The following is a 14,638-nucleotide window of genomic DNA, read 5'->3' on the forward strand; positions in this document are numbered from 1 at the left end:
GGGCGGGTTGAGGCGCTTTAGCCGATGTCGCTCACACCATTTTATTGAGGATTCTGCCCATTTCCTCGAACGAAAAGGCCCGCAGCGTTTGCGTTCGGACATTGCCGCGAGCGGCAACGCTCAACGATAACGCGGTGGCCGTCTCATCGTCGGGCGCCTCGCAGATCGCGACGGAGTCGAAAGTGCCGATCGTCCAATAGATGTCCTTGACCGTGACGCCAGCGTTCGTGGCCATGGCTTTGAACTTGTCGCCACGGCTAATGGTGTCTTTGGCGTCGTGAATGCCTTTGTCCGTGAAGTTCGCAAGAATGATAAACGTTGCCATGAGAGCCTCCATTGTGGTGGTGCTCCCCGTTGTCGCGGATGTTAGATCGCGCAACCGATCAAACGTAGGAAAATCTGCGGCCTCTACTGCCTAGTCCTACTGGCCGGGCCGTCCGGTTTTGCGGGGGCGGCCGCGGCGGCCCTTCTTCTCGCCTTGCCCGCCGAATTCGCGGGTTTGCGTCGGGATGGTGATGCGCGAAGGCTTTTCGCCGGCTTTCACGGGCAGCGATGCGTGCGGCCCCATTTCGTCGAGCGTCGGTTTATGGGGGCCTGCGATTTTCTCGCCGAATGCGCCGGCTTTCACGCGGCTATCGACATGTTGCGTGCGCGCCGGGACAGGCCGGTCCGTACCCGGCCCCATGTCGTCGAGCGAAGGCTTCTTAACGCGAGACGTGGACTGCGCATACGTCGGCTGCACGGGCTCGTATTCTGTTTTTACGCGGCTCGCATCGGGTTTGGACGGAGGGACGTTCGCGCTCGGGCCGTACTTTCGCGAACCTTTGAAGCTGCCGGCTTTGTCTTCGACTTCGGACTGCCGCGCCAATGGATCGTCGGCGATGGCGAGTTCGGTGTCGCGCAGGCGCTTGACCTCGTCGCGCAGTCTCGCTGCCGTTTCGAATTCCAGATCGGCCGCCGCTTCTTTCATGCGCCGCTCCATGTCGGCGATGACGGCTTGCAAGTTGTGACCGAGCACCTGCACGTTCTCGCCATCGGCGAGGCCGGCATCGACCGTCACATGGTCCTGCTCGTAGACCGACTGCATGACGTCTTGAATGTTGCGCTTGATGCTTTCCGGCGTGATGCCGTTCGCCGCGTTCCAAGCAAGCTGCTTCTCGCGGCGCCGGTCGGTTTCGGCCATCGCGCGTTCCATCGACCCGGTCTTCTGGTCGGCGTAAAGAATGACCTTGCCGTCGACGTTGCGCGCGGCGCGGCCGATGGTTTGCACGAGCGACGTTTCCGAGCGCAGGAATCCTTCCTTGTCGGCATCGAGAATGGCGACCAAAGCGCATTCCGGAATGTCGAGACCTTCGCGCAGCAAGTTGATGCCGATCAGCACATCATAAGCGCCGAGGCGGAGATCACGGATGATCTCGATACGCTCCAGCGTTTCGATGTCGGAGTGCATGTAGCGCACGCGAATGCCGTTCTCGTGCATGTACTCGGTCAGGTCTTCGGCCATACGTTTAGTCAGCACAGTGACAAGCGTGCGGTAGCCTTTCAGCGAGACCTGGCGAACCTCGTCGAGAAGATCGTCGACCTGAGATTTCGCGGGACGAATTTCGACGGGAGGATCGATCAACCCGGTCGGGCGGATGACCTGCTCGGCGAATGTGCCGCCGGTCTGCTCGAGTTCCCAGCTTGCGGGCGTTGCCGACACGAATACCGATTGCGGCCGCATCGCGTCCCATTCTTCGAAGCGGAGCGGCCGGTTATCCATGCAGGAGGGCAGGCGGAAGCCATACTCCGCGAGCGTCGCCTTGCGCCGGAAGTCGCCGCGGAACATGCCGCCGATTTGCGGCACTGTCACGTGGCTCTCGTCGGCGAAGACGAGGGCGTTGTCTGGCAGGTATTCGAACAGCGTCGGCGGCGGATCGCCGGGATTGCGGCCCGTCAGATAGCGCGAATAGTTTTCGATGCCGGCGCACGAGCCGGTGGCTTCCATCATTTCCATGTCGAACGTCGTGCGCTGTTCGAGACGCTGGGCTTCGAGAAGCTTGCCGGAGGCATAAAGCTCTTCGAGGCGCTGCTTCAGCTCCTTCTTGATCGACTTGATCGCCTGCTGCAGCGTCGGCTTCGGCGTCACGTAGTGCGAATTCGCGTAGAGCTTCACGAGCGCCAGCTCGTCGGTCTTGTTGCCCGTCAGGGGATCGAACTCGACGATCGACTCGATCTCGTCGCCGAACATCGAGAAACGCCAGGCGCGGTCCTCTAAGTGGGCCGGGAAGACTTCGACGGTATCGCCACGCGCGCGGAACGTACCGCGGACGAAATTTTGATCGTTGCGGCGGAAGTGAAGCGCGACGAGGTCGGCCAGCAACTGGTCGCGCGAGAGCTGTTCTCCGACGCGAACCGTGAACGTCATGGCCGTGTAGGTTTCAACCGAGCCGATACCGTAGATGCACGACACGGACGCGACGATGATGACGTCGTCGCGCTCGAGCAGCGCACGCGTCGCGGCGTGGCGCATGCGGTCGATCTGTTCGTTGATCGAGGCTTCTTTCTCGATGTAGGTGTCGGTACGCGGCACGTAGGCTTCGGGCTGGTAGTAGTCGTAATAAGAGACGAAATATTCGACGGCGTTGTTTGGGAAGAAGCTCTTGAACTCACCGTAGAGCTGCGCTGCGAGCGTCTTGTTCGGCGCAAGGATGAGCGCGGGACGCTGCGTCCGTTCGATGACGTGTGCCATCGTGAAGGTTTTGCCGGAGCCCGTTACGCCCAGCAGCACCTGATTTTGGTCGTGTTTGCCGACGCCCTCGACCAGCTCCGCAATGGCTTGCGGCTGATCGCCTTTCGGCTCGTACTCCGAGACAATTTTGAAGGGAACGCCGCCTTCGCTTTTCTCCGGCCGCTCCGGCCGATGGGGAACGAAGATCGGCATGCCGCCCGAGACGATCGGGTGCGTCGCCATCAGCGGCTGGCGGGACAACAGTTCGTTCGCCCGCTCGGAGCGCTCCTGTGGCTTGGTCAGGAGCGCTGTCAGGCTGTCGGTCAGGCTTTCGCTGCCCATCGGCGGGCGCGGACCCGACTGACGCAGCGCAGGCAGACTGGGAAGGCCCGTCGCTCCGCGCTTCGGCGAAAAGTCTGCGGGTGCGAAATAGGAGCCCGCTTCTCCAAAGCCCGGCGTTCCGGCCTCCGTCTCCATAGGAGGCTGAGTCGGCTTTCCCGACTTGCCGCGGGAAGGGCGGGGTGCTTTCGGACCGGGTGTTTTGGTTGGTGCTGACACGGACTTGAATATAGGAAAGGAGGCCTTAGTCATAAATACCGATCTGACGCTACTTTGACGCTACAGTGTCACGTCTGCGCAATACCTAAAATTCGGAGCAATTGGTTCCCCAAAATTCTCCTTACGGAAGAGTAAGTTCGGTCGTTCTTCGCGTGGTGATAGCGAAGCGGGACCAACTTGGTGTTCGTGCGTTATCCGGTTGGGAGTTGGGGGCCGCTTCCGGCCGAACCCCATTCGGCCGGTTCTGGCGGGCAATAACCCAAATAGCGAATACGGAGACTTCAATGATCACCACCAGATTGATTGCTGCTGCAGTTGCCGCCACGTTCGTGATGGGCACCGGAGCCGCATTCGCCGCCGCCGAAAAGTCGACTGCGTCCATGGAATGCTCGAAGCAGGCGGATGCGAAGGGCTTGCACGGCAAGGAGCGGAAGAAATTCCGTGAGACTTGCAAGCATGAGATGATGCACTCGAAGGACATGATGAAGYCGGAAGAGAAGAAATAAAGAAGCCGGCCACCGCATAATCGACTAGGTGAGAGACCCCGCCGTCCCCGGTGGGGTTTTTCCTTATGGCGGCAAGATGCGGTGGCGACGTGGTATTCTTTGCGCGGAGGCGCATCATGCCGCACACGGAAAATTCCAAAACCGCGCTCGTCACGGGCGCCAGCCGGGGCATCGGATTTGAGATCGCCCGTCAGCTCGCGGCCCAGGGTTTCAACGTCCTCGCCGGTGTGAGAACGCGCGATAAGGCGGTCAAAGCGTCAGAGGATTTCGAGAAGGCAGGCGTCACCGTTACGCCGGTTGTTCTCAACTTGGCGGACTCGGGACGCTTGTCAGCTGCGCTTAGCGAGCTGGAACTCACGTCTTCACCGATCGATGTCCTCGTGAACAACGCCGCTATTCTGATCGACGGCCCGGGTGGCTTCGACTCCAGTTTCTTCGACATGACGGACGACGTCTTCGAGCGAACGTGGGAGACGAACGTGTTGGGAGCGGCCGTTACGATGCGTGCACTCATGCCCGGCATGCTCACACGGGGCTATGGGCGCGTCGTCAACATGTCGTCTCTTGCGGGGCAGCTGAGCAACATGGGCTCAGGATATCCGGCCTATCGCGTGTCGAAGGCGGCGCTGAATGCTTTGACGCGCGTTGTTGCTGCTGAAGTCAGGGCGTCGGGCACGAATGTGAAGGTCAACGCCTGCTCGCCGGGCTGGGTCAGGACCGCCATGGGGGGCGAGGCTGCGCCTCGTTCGCCGGAGCAGGGCGCGGAAACCGCCATCTGGCTCGCGACGCTGGATAGTGCAGGGCCGAACGGCGGATTTTTTCAGGACAATGAACAGCAGCCGTGGTGAGGCTGGATTTTGGTTGGCGATGGCTGCTCCTCTTGCGAGGAGCCGGCCGCCATCGCAGGCGCTCAAAGCCGTTAAAGCGTGCGGCCGGCGCGGCCAGCTACGACTGGAGCGCCGCCCTGTTGGATTTCCATGACGAAGCGGATCGGCCGAGCGGCCGTGTCGCCCAAGTCACGCGCCGTCACGAGCACCAAGTGGCTTGGCCCCGACGACGTGTCGATCTGGGTGATTTGCGGCGAGAAGTCCGCAACGGTTGCGACTTCGAGCGTGCGCCGGACGCCGCCGAGGTTCATCGATATCTGATCGCCGACAGAGATAGCCTTGGTAACGGGGGTGGTGCCGTCGCGCATGGCGGTCAGCCAAAAGTCTTCCGAACCCGAGATCGGGGCGGTGGCCGATGCGACTTGCTTGGCCTCGACGCTGGTTCTGTTGAGGGCAGTCTGGAAACTCTTCCGGAGGACGGTTTCGCTGTTGGCGAAAAACAACGCGCCAGCGATGGCGGCAACGGCGGCGCCGGCCGTCAAGCCCAACCAGAATGGTCTCAGTTCCTGCTTCGTCATGCTTCGGCCTCCAGCATTCCTATCAGGTTGGCGAAAACGGCGCAGATGCCCGCTCGCCGCTCCCAGAGGTACAGTCGAGATTAAGGCAATTCAATAGCGCGTCACGCCACATCGGCCGCATACCCTAGCCCGGCCGGTGGAAACGGCAAGATTCGGGGTGTAGGTTCGCCGAAGATGCCTAAGAAACGCTAAGTTCAGTGCGGCCATCAGGGAGAATGCGACCCCGAGCAATCCCCAGGCAGCCGTTTGGCTGGTTTGGCGGTAGACCGCGTCGGCGGGGGAACTGGCGGTCGCTATGGCGACGATGGGCAGCGGGCCCGGCTCCGCGAGGGCCTTTACGGCGGCCGGACTGGCGGCGCGTGCGAGGCCTGCGAATGCGGCCGGGCTCGTCCCGGCATTGACCGGCGCCACAAATAGCGTCGAGACCAGAACAAATGCCAATCCGGCGACGGTGGCGTCTATGAATGGCCGCCAAACGTGGCATCGGTACTTCTTCGAGTTCGCCGCGCCGTTCCGTAGACGCGCACGAGATTCCGGCTGAACGCTGGCTGGCATCGTCTCAATTCCTCCCGCTCGTCATCAACTTGGTAAGCAGATCACGTTGGGTGAATGTTGAACCGGGCTTCTGGGCGGCCTTGGGTTCGGATTATGGCGCAAGCTTATCAAATGGCGCTTTCCGGATGATTTTGGTGCATTTGTTGCGCCGTCGCATCAGAGGTTGCGACGGCTGCCCCGCTCCAGGGAAAACGCTGCCTTGCAGCAGGGAAACATTGCAATTTCGGTCCATGCCGCTTATTTCGCGACGCGAAACGCTTAATTTCAATCCCGATAACTCACTCCGATAACAGGCCGCTTGAACATGGGCTTCATCGCCGACACTCTGAACCGAATCCAACCCTCCGCGACAATCGCCGTTTCGATGAAAGCGCGGCAGCTCAAGGCGCAAGGACGAGACATCGTCTCGTTGTCGGCCGGTGAGCCCGATTTCGATACGCCGCAGAACATCAAAGACGCTGCCAAGCGCGCGCTCGACGAGGGCAAGACGAAGTACACGGACGTCGACGGCATACCCGAACTCAAGGCGGCGATCGCCGCGAAGTTCAAGCGCGACAATGGCCTCGACTACAAACCGAGCCAGGTTTCGGTCGGCACGGGCGGCAAGCAGGTGCTCTATAACGCGCTGCTCGCGACGCTCAATCCGGGAGACGAGGTCGTCATCCCGGCGCCGTGCTGGGTTTCCTATGCCGACATCGTACTGCTTGGCGGCGGCAAGCCCGTCTTCGCCGAGACGACCATCGAAGACGGCTACAAGCTGAAGGCGGAAGCACTCGAGAAGGCGATCACGCCGAAGACGAAGTGGTTCATCTTCAACTCGCCGTCCAACCCGACGGGTACGGCTTATTCGGCTGCCGACCTCAAAGTGCTGACGGACGTTCTCCTGAAGCATCCGCACGTGTGGGTGTTGACGGACGATATGTACGAGCACCTGCTCTACGACGGACTGAAATTCGCAACGCCGGCGCAAGTCGAGCCGAAGCTCTATGACCGCACGCTGACGATGAACGGGCTGTCGAAGGCCTATTGCATGACCGGCTGGCGTCTCGGCTATGCGGCGGGGCCCGAAGTGCTCATCAACGCCATGCGCAAGCTGCAGTCGCAGTCGACATCCAATCCGTCGTCGATCGTGCAGTGGGCCGGTGTCGAAGCTCTCAACGGGCCCCAAGACTTCATCGCCGCCAACAACAAGATTTTCGTCGAGCGCCGCGATCTCGTCGTCAGCATGCTGAACCAGGCGAAGGGCTTGCAGTGCCCGAAGCCGCAGGGTGCGTTCTACGTCTATCCGAGCATAAAGGCGTTGATCGGCAAGACGAGCAAAACGGGCACGGTGATCAATAACGACGAAGATTTCGTCACGGCTTTGCTCGAGGAAGAAGGCGTCGCGGTCGTCCACGGAGCGGCCTTCGAAGGATCGCCGTCGTTCCGCGTTTCGTATGCGGCTTCGACCGAGTCGTTGAAGGATGCCTGCACGCGCATTCAGCGCTTCTGCGGAAATCTCACCTGAGATCACAATCCGCGAAACAAAAAGCGCGCGACTTCGGCCGCGCGCTTTGCAAATTCAGAGGAACGTTGTTCGTTTCTCAGGCCGGCGTTGCGCCGTGATGAACGAAGCGCTCGGTGAACCAGTCCCAAGCGTTGGCAATGTGGCCTGTAAGCGGCTTGCCATCGACGGCTGGGACAACCGGTCGCCAAATCGCGATAGCCGTCGGCGGCTGCGATTTGAATTCAAACACCTGAGGTTCGGCGCCGAAAGCGTCGGGGAGTTGTTCTTCGGCGGCCATGACATATCCAGCAGCGTTGGCCGCGGACATCAATGTTTCGATACTCATAACCCAGCCTCGCATTTCCTGAGCCAATATCCCTCTGGCTCGTTCCGTATTTCTCGCCAGTGCCCTATGAACGCGCGAAACGCCGGAAGAGTTCACAATGCGACAAGTTTAAAGTTATTCAAGTTATTTTTGTCTTTCCGGACCCCTCTGGAAGGATATCGCGAGAAGTAGCTTTGGCAGCGCAGTATAGATCCTCGCATATTCAGTAGTTCTACCGCGTTGCAATAAATTTTTCACGAAACTGTGCGGTGATTCCCGTTGTGCCTCTTCTACTTTGGAGCGAGCATTCGGGAAGCCGCTCTCTTCCGAGGTGCGGGGCGCGGCGTGCATGGTCGCGCGCCTCGCAACATCGGAGGCAATCATGACGAGCTCAGATGGCCCGAAGGGCGGAAACGGCAATCAAAGTACCAGGTCTGGGGTCCGAGGCGCGCGATGCGTTGCGCTCATCGGACCCTTCGCCAGCGGTAAGACGACACTTCTCGAAGCCATACTCGCCCGCACCGGCAGCATTTCAAGGGCCGGTTCGATCGCACAAAATTCGACGGTCGGCGATAATTCGCCAGAGGCCCGCGAGCACGCGATGAGCGTCGGCCTCAACGTCGCGGACACCTCATTTCTCGGTGAAAATTTCACGTTTATCGATTGTCCAGGCTCCGTCGAGTTCGCGCATGAGGGGACACTCGCGCTTCCTGCCTGCGATATGGCCGTCGTCGTTTGCGAAGCCGATCCGAAACGCGTCTCGGCTCTCCAAGTCATTCTCAAGCAACTCGATGACGCCGGCGTTCCGCACATCGTGTTCTTGAACAAGATCGATACCTCGCCCATTCCGGTTCACGACGTCATTCCGAGCCTGCAGCCGGCAAGCGCCAAACCGCTTGTGCTGCGCCAGATGCCGATCTGGGAAAACGGGATAGCAACGGGCTTCGTCGACCTCGCGTCGGAGCGTGCGTACGTCTACTGCGAACATGCGTCGAGCAAGATCATCGAGCTGCCGTCGGCGATCGAAGCGCGCGAGAAGGAAGCGCGATTCCAGATGCTCGAGAAGCTCGCCGATTACGACGATGAACTGATGGAGCAGCTGCTCGCAGACATTCCGCCGCCAAACGACCGCGTTTTCGACGACCTCTCCAAGGAGCTTCGCGACGGCCTGATATGCCCTGTCCTCATCGGCTCGGCGGAGCACGGGCACGGAATCCTTCGGCTGTTGAAGGCGCTTCGTCACGAATGTCCGTCCGTTGAAGATACGGCGAAGCGGTTGGGGCTCGATGGTCTCAAATCCGCGGCGTACGTCTTCAAGAGCGTGCATACGAAGGCGGGTGGAAAACTGTCGTATACGCGCGTTTTTGCAGGTGAAATCGCGGATGGTGCGACGGTGACCGGCAGCAGCGGGCAGGAGCAGCGCGTCGCCGGTATTTTCACCATTCGCGGCGAAGAGGCGATCAAGCGCGGGCCCGCCAAGGCGGGCGATACGGTGGCGCTGGGACGGCTCGATTCCATCCACTCGGGCGAGACGATCGCAGTCGGCAAGACGGCGATCGCACGACTACGCGTACCAGAGGCACCGCAACCGGCGCTCGCAATTGGGCTCGGCCTCAAGGATCGCAAGGACGAGGTGAAGCTTTCGTCCGCCGTCGCCAAGCTGATCGACGAAGACCCGTCGCTGTTGCTCGAACACAATGCCGAGATGCATCAAATCCTGTTGCACGGACAGGGCGAGATGCACCTTCGAGTGGCGCTCGAGCGGCTCATGCGCAAGTACGGTATCGACGTGGCGCGCGAGAAGCGGCGTGTCGGATACAAGGAGACCATCCGGTCGGCGACTGAGGTTCGCGGAAGGCACAAGAAGCAGTCGGGCGGGCATGGCCAGTTCGGCGATGTGAAGCTCGACATCAAGCCGTTACCCAGAAGCGGCGGCATCACCTTCAGTGAGACGATCACCGGCGGGGCCATTCCGAAGAATTATATTCCCTCGGTCGAAATCGGCGTGCGCGATTACCTCAGCGAAGGTCCGCTCGGGTTTCCCGTCGTCGACGTCGCGGTGACGCTGACGGATGGGTCGTTTCACTCGGTCGACTCCTCCGACATGGCCTTCCGGCAAGCGGGGCGGCTCGCCATGACGGAAGGGTTGCCGAAGTGCAATCCGGTTCTGCTCGAGCCGATCATGGCCGTATCGATTGCGGTGCCGTCGGAGTCGAATGCCCGGATCAACGGCATCATCTCGCAGCGGCGCGGCCAGATCCTCGGTTTCGACGCACGTCCGGGGTGGCCCGGATGGGATTTGATCCAGGCTCATATTCCGGAAGCGGAGATGGATAACCTGATCATTGATCTGAGGTCCGCGACGGCCGGTGTCGGCTCGTTCACGTTCGGATTCGATCATCTGTCCGAGGTCGGCGGGCGGCTACGCGATCAGGTGCTTGCCGCGAACAGGGCGGCTGCCGAGTAAGGCCGGCCATTGGATCAGAATGGAAAAGGGCGGCTCGCGCCGCCCTTTTTTGTTGCAGAGCTGCTAAACGTGTCGCGCGATATTCATTGCGGAGACGAAAATGTCGGGGGAAAGCAAGGGACTTCCGTTAGCGGTCGTGGCGGCCGCGGTGCCACCGAGAACGAAACCCTCGAATTATCCCGAGCCATTCTTTTCACGGATGCTGAAGAGGGAGAAGCGTGCGCTCGGCGATCAGTTCGGGCTTAAGAACTTTGGCGTCAATCTCACGCGGCTTCTGCCCGGCGGGGAGTCTGCGCTTCTTCATCGGCACAGCAAGCAGGATGAATTCGTCTACATTCTCGAAGGCCGGCCGACGCTGGTAACGGATGGAGGCGAGATCGAACTCGCGCCGGGAATGTGCGCGGGCTTTCCCGCAGCCGGCGTCGCGCATCAGCTCGTCAACCGGACGGATCGCGACGTTGTCTACCTCGAAGTCGGAGATAGGACGCCCGGTGACACCGGCACCTACCCGGCCGACGATCTCGAAGCGCGTCTCGGCGCGGACGGCCGCTGGCTATTCACGCACAAGGACGGAACGCCCTACTAGCCGTGCGTTCCCGGGTCAGCGTGTAGCTGCCTTCGCCGGGGTCTTGGGCCATTTGAAGTAATCGGCCATCGCTTCGAGAAACAAGGGCGACAAGCCCTCTCCGCCGGCATCGATGTGGGCCTTCAGAGCGTTGCGCATGCGCGGCTCCCACGAGGCATGGATGTGCTTGGAGATGCCGTCAATGGCTTCGGGCTTCGGGTAGACGGCGAAGTAGTCCGTTATTTGATTAGCCATGCGGACGAGATCGGAAGCTTGCATCAGGTTTCTCGATTGAGATTGGATTGGGTTGATCAGGAATGGAATACGACGGGGCCACCTGGTCCGCGAGACGCCAGAAAGAGATCGGCTTTCTTGGCGAGTTCGAGGGCGAGGACGGTCGGCGCGGAGACGGTCACCAGAGCCTGGATGCCCGCTGTGACCGATTTCTGCACGAGTTCGAAGCTGCAGCGGCTGGTCATCAGGACGAAACCGTCCGTCCGGTCGATGCCTTGCGTGTAGAGGGCGCCGATGAGTTTATCGAGAGCGTTGTGGCGTCCGACGTCCTCGCGGACGAGTTGGATCTCGCCGTCTTTCGATACCCAAGCTGCGCCGTGAACCGACCTGTTGAAGCGGTTCATCGGCTGGTGGTCGAAAAGGTTCTGCTCGGCGCGCCGTATCGCGTCAGGACTTGGCGACCATGTCCGGCCGAGACGCTGCAAGGGCCGAACGGCGGATTCGATATCTTCGACACCGCAGAGGCCGCAACCCGTGCGGGCCTCCATGGCGCGGCGCGCGAGGCGCGATGTTTCGATCGCGGTCTCAGGCACGGCGACGTCGATGGCCATACCGCCTTCGACCGGCATCACGAGGATGCCCTGAATCTTGGACGGATCCGGGACGATGCCTTCGCCGACGAGAAAGCCGACGGCGAAATCGCGGAGATCCGCCGGCGTCGACATCATGACCGTGTAGGGCTCGGAATTGATCTGCAGCGCGACGGGCACCTCCTCAGGGAGCTGCCACGTCACGGACTGCGTGCCGGACGCCGTTTGCAGCTCGCCCACGGCGGGGCGCGAGCAAAGCTCCGCTCCACCATGAGGCTGCTTGACGTCCTTCGGCACGACATTCATCGCAATTCAGCTCCAGGCTGGAGGGCCGAGATTACTCGGCCGGTTCCAGCTTCTTTTCCTTGGCGATGCGCTTGTTCTCGACTTCGCGCTCCTGCCATTCCTCCTGCCACTCGGACGGGTGGTTGGAGACGGTCACCTGCACCGCCGTCACCTTGTACTCGGGGCAGTTGGTCGCCCAGTCCGAGTTGTCCGTGGTGATGACGTTGGCGCCCGTGACCGGGTGATGGAAGGTCGTATAGACGACGCCCGGCGGCATACGGTCGGAAACCTTCGCTGTGAGCGTCGTGGCGCCGACGCGGCTCGCGAGCGACACTTTCATGCCAGTCTTGATGCCGCGCAGTTCCGCGTCGCTCGAATGGAGCTCGAGGATGTCCTCGGGATGCCAGGCGACGTTGTCCGTGCGCCGCGTCTGGGCGCCGACGTTGTAGTGGGCCAGGATGCGGCCGGTCGTCAGGATGAGCGGGAAGTTGCGGTTCGAGCGTTCCGCCGTCGGGACGAAGCCCGTCAGCATGAAGCGGCCCTTACCGCGCGTGAACTCTTCCGTGTGCATCACAGGCGTGCCGGTCGGGTGCTCTTCGTTGCACGGCCACTGGATCGAGCCAAGCTCATCGATCCGATCGAAGGAAACACCCTCGAACGTCGGCGTGAGGCGAGCGATCTCGTCCATGATCTCGGCCGCATTGTTATAGCGCATGGGATGGCCCATGGCGGTCGCGATGCGGGAGACGACTTCCCACTCCGGCATTCCCTGCTTCTCGCGCATAACCTTGCGTACGCGATTGATGCGGCGCTCGGCGTTGGTGAAGGTGCCGTCCTTTTCAAGGAACGACGTGCCGGGCAGGAACACGTGCGCGAACGCCGCCGTCTCGTTCAGGAAGAGATCCTGCACGATGACGATGTCCATCGAGGACAGCGCGTGCTCGACGTGATGCGTGTTGGGGTCGGACTGGGCGATGTCCTCGCCCTGGATAAAGAGGCCCATGAACGATCCGTCGGAGGCGGCGTCGAACATGTTCGGAATGCGAAGGCCAGGCTCGGCTGCGAGCTTGACGTCCCATTCCTTCTCGAAGATGGCGCGGGTCTCGGGAACCGAGACGTGGCGGTAGCCGGGCAGCTCATGGGGGAACGAGCCCATGTCGCAAGAGCCCTGCACGTTGTTCTGGCCGCGCAGCGGGTTCACGCCGACGCCCTCGCGCCCGATGTTGCCTGTCGCCATCGCGATGTTGGCCATGGCCATGACCATCGTCGAGCCCTGGCTGTGTTCGGTGACACCGAGGCCGTAGTAGATCGAGCCATTGCCACCGGTGGCATAGAGGCGGGCCGCTTCGCGAACCTGCTGTGCCGGAACGCCGGTGATCGATTCGAGCGCTTCCGGTGAATTCTCCGGCCGCTTGATAAACTCTTCCCAGCGATAGAAGTCGGTCGGCTCGCAGCGGCGCTTGACGAACTTGCGGTCGATCAGGTTCTCGGTCGCGATGACGTGACCGATGGCGTTCATGATCGCGACGTTGGTCGAAGGCTGGAGCTGCAAATGATATGAAGCTTCGACGTGCGCCGAGCGGACGAGCTCGATCCGGCGGGGATCGACGACGATCAACTTGGCGCCCTCACGGATGCGCTTCTTCATGCGCGATCCGAAGACCGGATGTGCGTCGGTCGGGTTGGCGCCGACGAGAAGTATTACGTCCGTCTTGTCGACGCTCTTGAAGTCCTGAGTGCCGGCGGATTCACCGAACGTTTGCTTCAGACCGTAGCCAGTCGGCGAGTGGCAGACGCGGGCGCAGGTGTCGATGTTGTTGGTATTGAAGGCGGCGCGGACCATGCGCTGGACAGCGTAGACTTCCTCGTTCGTCGTGCGCGACGACGTGATGCCGCCGATCGAATCCTTGCCGTACTTCGCTTGCGTTTCCTTCAGGCGCTTCGCGGCGTAGTTGATCGCCTCGTCCCACGACACGACCTGCCACGCATCGGTGATCTTCTCACGGATCATCGGCGTCAGCACGCGATCCTTGTGGGTCGCGTATCCGAAAGCGAAGCGGCCCTTGACGCACGAGTGGCCTTCGTTGGCGCCGCCGTCCTTGTACGGCACCATGCGCGCGACTTCCTCGCCGCGCATTTCGGCTTTGAACGAGCAACCGACGCCGCAGTAGGCGCAGGTCGTCACGACGGAATGTTCGGGCTGCCCGAGGTCGAGGACCGACTTCTCGATCAGCGTCGCGGTCGGGCAGGCCTGCACGCAGGCGCCGCACGAGACGCATTCGGAGGCCAGGAATTCTTCGTCCATGCCAGCGGAGACGTGCGAAGCAAAGCCGCGGCCGTCGATGGTCAGTGCGAACGTGCCCTGCACTTCCTCGCACGCGCGGACGCAACGCGAGCAGACGATGCACTTCGAGGGGTCAAACTGGAAGTAGGGGTTCGACTGGTCCTTCGGCTTGAAGCTATCGTTTGCTTGGCCATCGGCGCGCTTCGCAAAAACGTGGTTCTCGCCGTCGTAGCCATAGCGCACCTCGCGGAGGCCAACGGCGCCCGCCATGTCCTGCAGCTCGCAGTCGCCGTTGGCGCCGCAGGTCAGGCAGTCGAGCGGATGGTCGGAGATGTAAAGCTCCATGACGCCCCGGCGGATGTTCGCGAGGCGGGCATTCTGCGTCGTGACCTTGATGCCGGGTGCGACAGGCGTCGTGCACGACGCCGGCGTGCCCCTGCGGCCTTCGATTTCGCAAAGACAGAGACGGCAGGAGCCCCAAGCGTCGAGGCTATCCGTCGCGCAGAGCTTCGGTATCTGGATGCCGAGCTGCATCGCGGCGCTCATGATCGACGTGCCGTCGGCAACGGTGATCTCTTGTCCGTCGATCTCGAGAGTCACCATCTTGGTGGCGTCGGTGATCTCTGGGCTGGGCGTGCCGTAGTCGATCTCTTTGATGAGAGTCATCG

The 14,638-nt window shown here is 61.5% G+C and carries 13 protein-coding genes; 5 read left to right on the forward strand and 8 right to left on the reverse strand.

Annotated features, from left to right (window positions below; genetic code table 11):
• Window positions 1-31: 31 nt before the first annotated feature.
• Complete coding sequence (locus AC1DK3_RS12655; protein ID WP_477192538.1) at window positions 32-325, reverse strand: GYD domain-containing protein; 294 nt, start codon at window positions 323-325, stop codon at window positions 32-34.
• 96 nt (window positions 326-421) lie between these two features.
• Window positions 422-3,268 (reverse strand): excinuclease ABC subunit UvrB, encoded by a 2,847-nt coding sequence (gene uvrB / locus AC1DK3_RS12660; RefSeq protein ID WP_477192539.1) that lies wholly within the window; start codon window positions 3,266-3,268, stop codon window positions 422-424.
• Between the two features lie 284 nt (window positions 3,269-3,552).
• Between uvrB and AC1DK3_RS12665 the strand changes: the two genes are divergently transcribed.
• Window positions 3,553-3,774, forward strand: a complete 222-nt coding sequence (locus tag AC1DK3_RS12665) for a PsiF family protein (protein WP_477192540.1) — start codon at window positions 3,553-3,555, stop codon at window positions 3,772-3,774.
• Window positions 3,775-3,890: 116 nt separating this feature from the next.
• A complete protein-coding gene (locus AC1DK3_RS12670) occupies window positions 3,891-4,622 on the forward strand; it encodes an SDR family NAD(P)-dependent oxidoreductase (protein ID WP_477192541.1) in 732 nt (243 codons plus the stop codon).
• A gap of 71 nt (window positions 4,623-4,693) precedes the next feature.
• On the opposite strand, the gene AC1DK3_RS12675 is transcribed toward AC1DK3_RS12670, so the two are convergent.
• Window positions 4,694-5,179, reverse strand: a complete 486-nt coding sequence (locus AC1DK3_RS12675; RefSeq protein ID WP_477192542.1) for a hypothetical protein — start codon at window positions 5,177-5,179, stop codon at window positions 4,694-4,696.
• Window positions 5,180-5,269: 90 nt separating this feature from the next.
• Window positions 5,270-5,734, reverse strand: a complete 465-nt coding sequence (locus tag AC1DK3_RS12680) for a hypothetical protein (protein ID WP_477192543.1) — start codon at window positions 5,732-5,734, stop codon at window positions 5,270-5,272.
• A 304-nt stretch (window positions 5,735-6,038) separates the two neighbouring features.
• Between AC1DK3_RS12680 and AC1DK3_RS12685 the strand changes: the two genes are divergently transcribed.
• Window positions 6,039-7,241, forward strand: a complete 1,203-nt coding sequence (locus tag AC1DK3_RS12685) for a pyridoxal phosphate-dependent aminotransferase (RefSeq protein WP_477192544.1) — start codon at window positions 6,039-6,041, stop codon at window positions 7,239-7,241.
• A gap of 76 nt (window positions 7,242-7,317) precedes the next feature.
• Here AC1DK3_RS12685 and AC1DK3_RS12690 read toward each other — a convergent pair whose 3' ends face one another.
• Complete coding sequence (locus tag AC1DK3_RS12690; protein WP_339082733.1) at window positions 7,318-7,566, reverse strand: hypothetical protein; 249 nt, start codon at window positions 7,564-7,566, stop codon at window positions 7,318-7,320.
• A 361-nt stretch (window positions 7,567-7,927) separates the two neighbouring features.
• On the opposite strand from AC1DK3_RS12690, the gene AC1DK3_RS12695 reads away from it, so the two are divergent.
• Together AC1DK3_RS12695 and AC1DK3_RS12700 are read left to right on the forward strand one after the other, a co-directional pair.
• Window positions 7,928-10,012 (forward strand): elongation factor G, encoded by a 2,085-nt coding sequence (locus AC1DK3_RS12695; RefSeq protein WP_477192545.1) that lies wholly within the window; start codon window positions 7,928-7,930, stop codon window positions 10,010-10,012.
• A gap of 100 nt (window positions 10,013-10,112) precedes the next feature.
• On the forward strand, window positions 10,113-10,598 hold the full coding sequence (locus AC1DK3_RS12700; RefSeq protein ID WP_477192546.1) for a cupin domain-containing protein: 486 nt from the start codon (window positions 10,113-10,115) through the stop codon (window positions 10,596-10,598).
• Window positions 10,599-10,613: 15 nt separating this feature from the next.
• Here the strand turns inward: AC1DK3_RS12700 and AC1DK3_RS12705 are convergent, their stop codons facing one another.
• From AC1DK3_RS12705 to fdhF, 3 genes are read right to left on the reverse strand one after another with little or no spacing between them, the layout of a single operon-like run.
• A complete protein-coding gene (locus AC1DK3_RS12705) occupies window positions 10,614-10,856 on the reverse strand; it encodes a formate dehydrogenase subunit delta (RefSeq protein ID WP_477192547.1) in 243 nt (80 codons plus the stop codon).
• 32 nt (window positions 10,857-10,888) lie between these two features.
• Window positions 10,889-11,707 carry a formate dehydrogenase accessory sulfurtransferase FdhD gene (gene fdhD, locus AC1DK3_RS12710; protein WP_477192548.1) on the reverse strand — a complete coding sequence of 273 codons (819 nt, stop codon included), beginning with the start codon at window positions 11,705-11,707 and terminating at the stop codon, window positions 10,889-10,891.
• Window positions 11,708-11,738: 31 nt separating this feature from the next.
• Window positions 11,739-14,636 carry a formate dehydrogenase subunit alpha gene (gene fdhF, locus AC1DK3_RS12715; protein ID WP_477192918.1) on the reverse strand — a complete coding sequence of 966 codons (2,898 nt, stop codon included), beginning with the start codon at window positions 14,634-14,636 and terminating at the stop codon, window positions 11,739-11,741.
• Between the last annotated feature and the right edge of the window lie 2 nt (window positions 14,637-14,638).

It is taken from the genome of Hyphomicrobium sp. 01T421 (assembly GCF_056398805.1).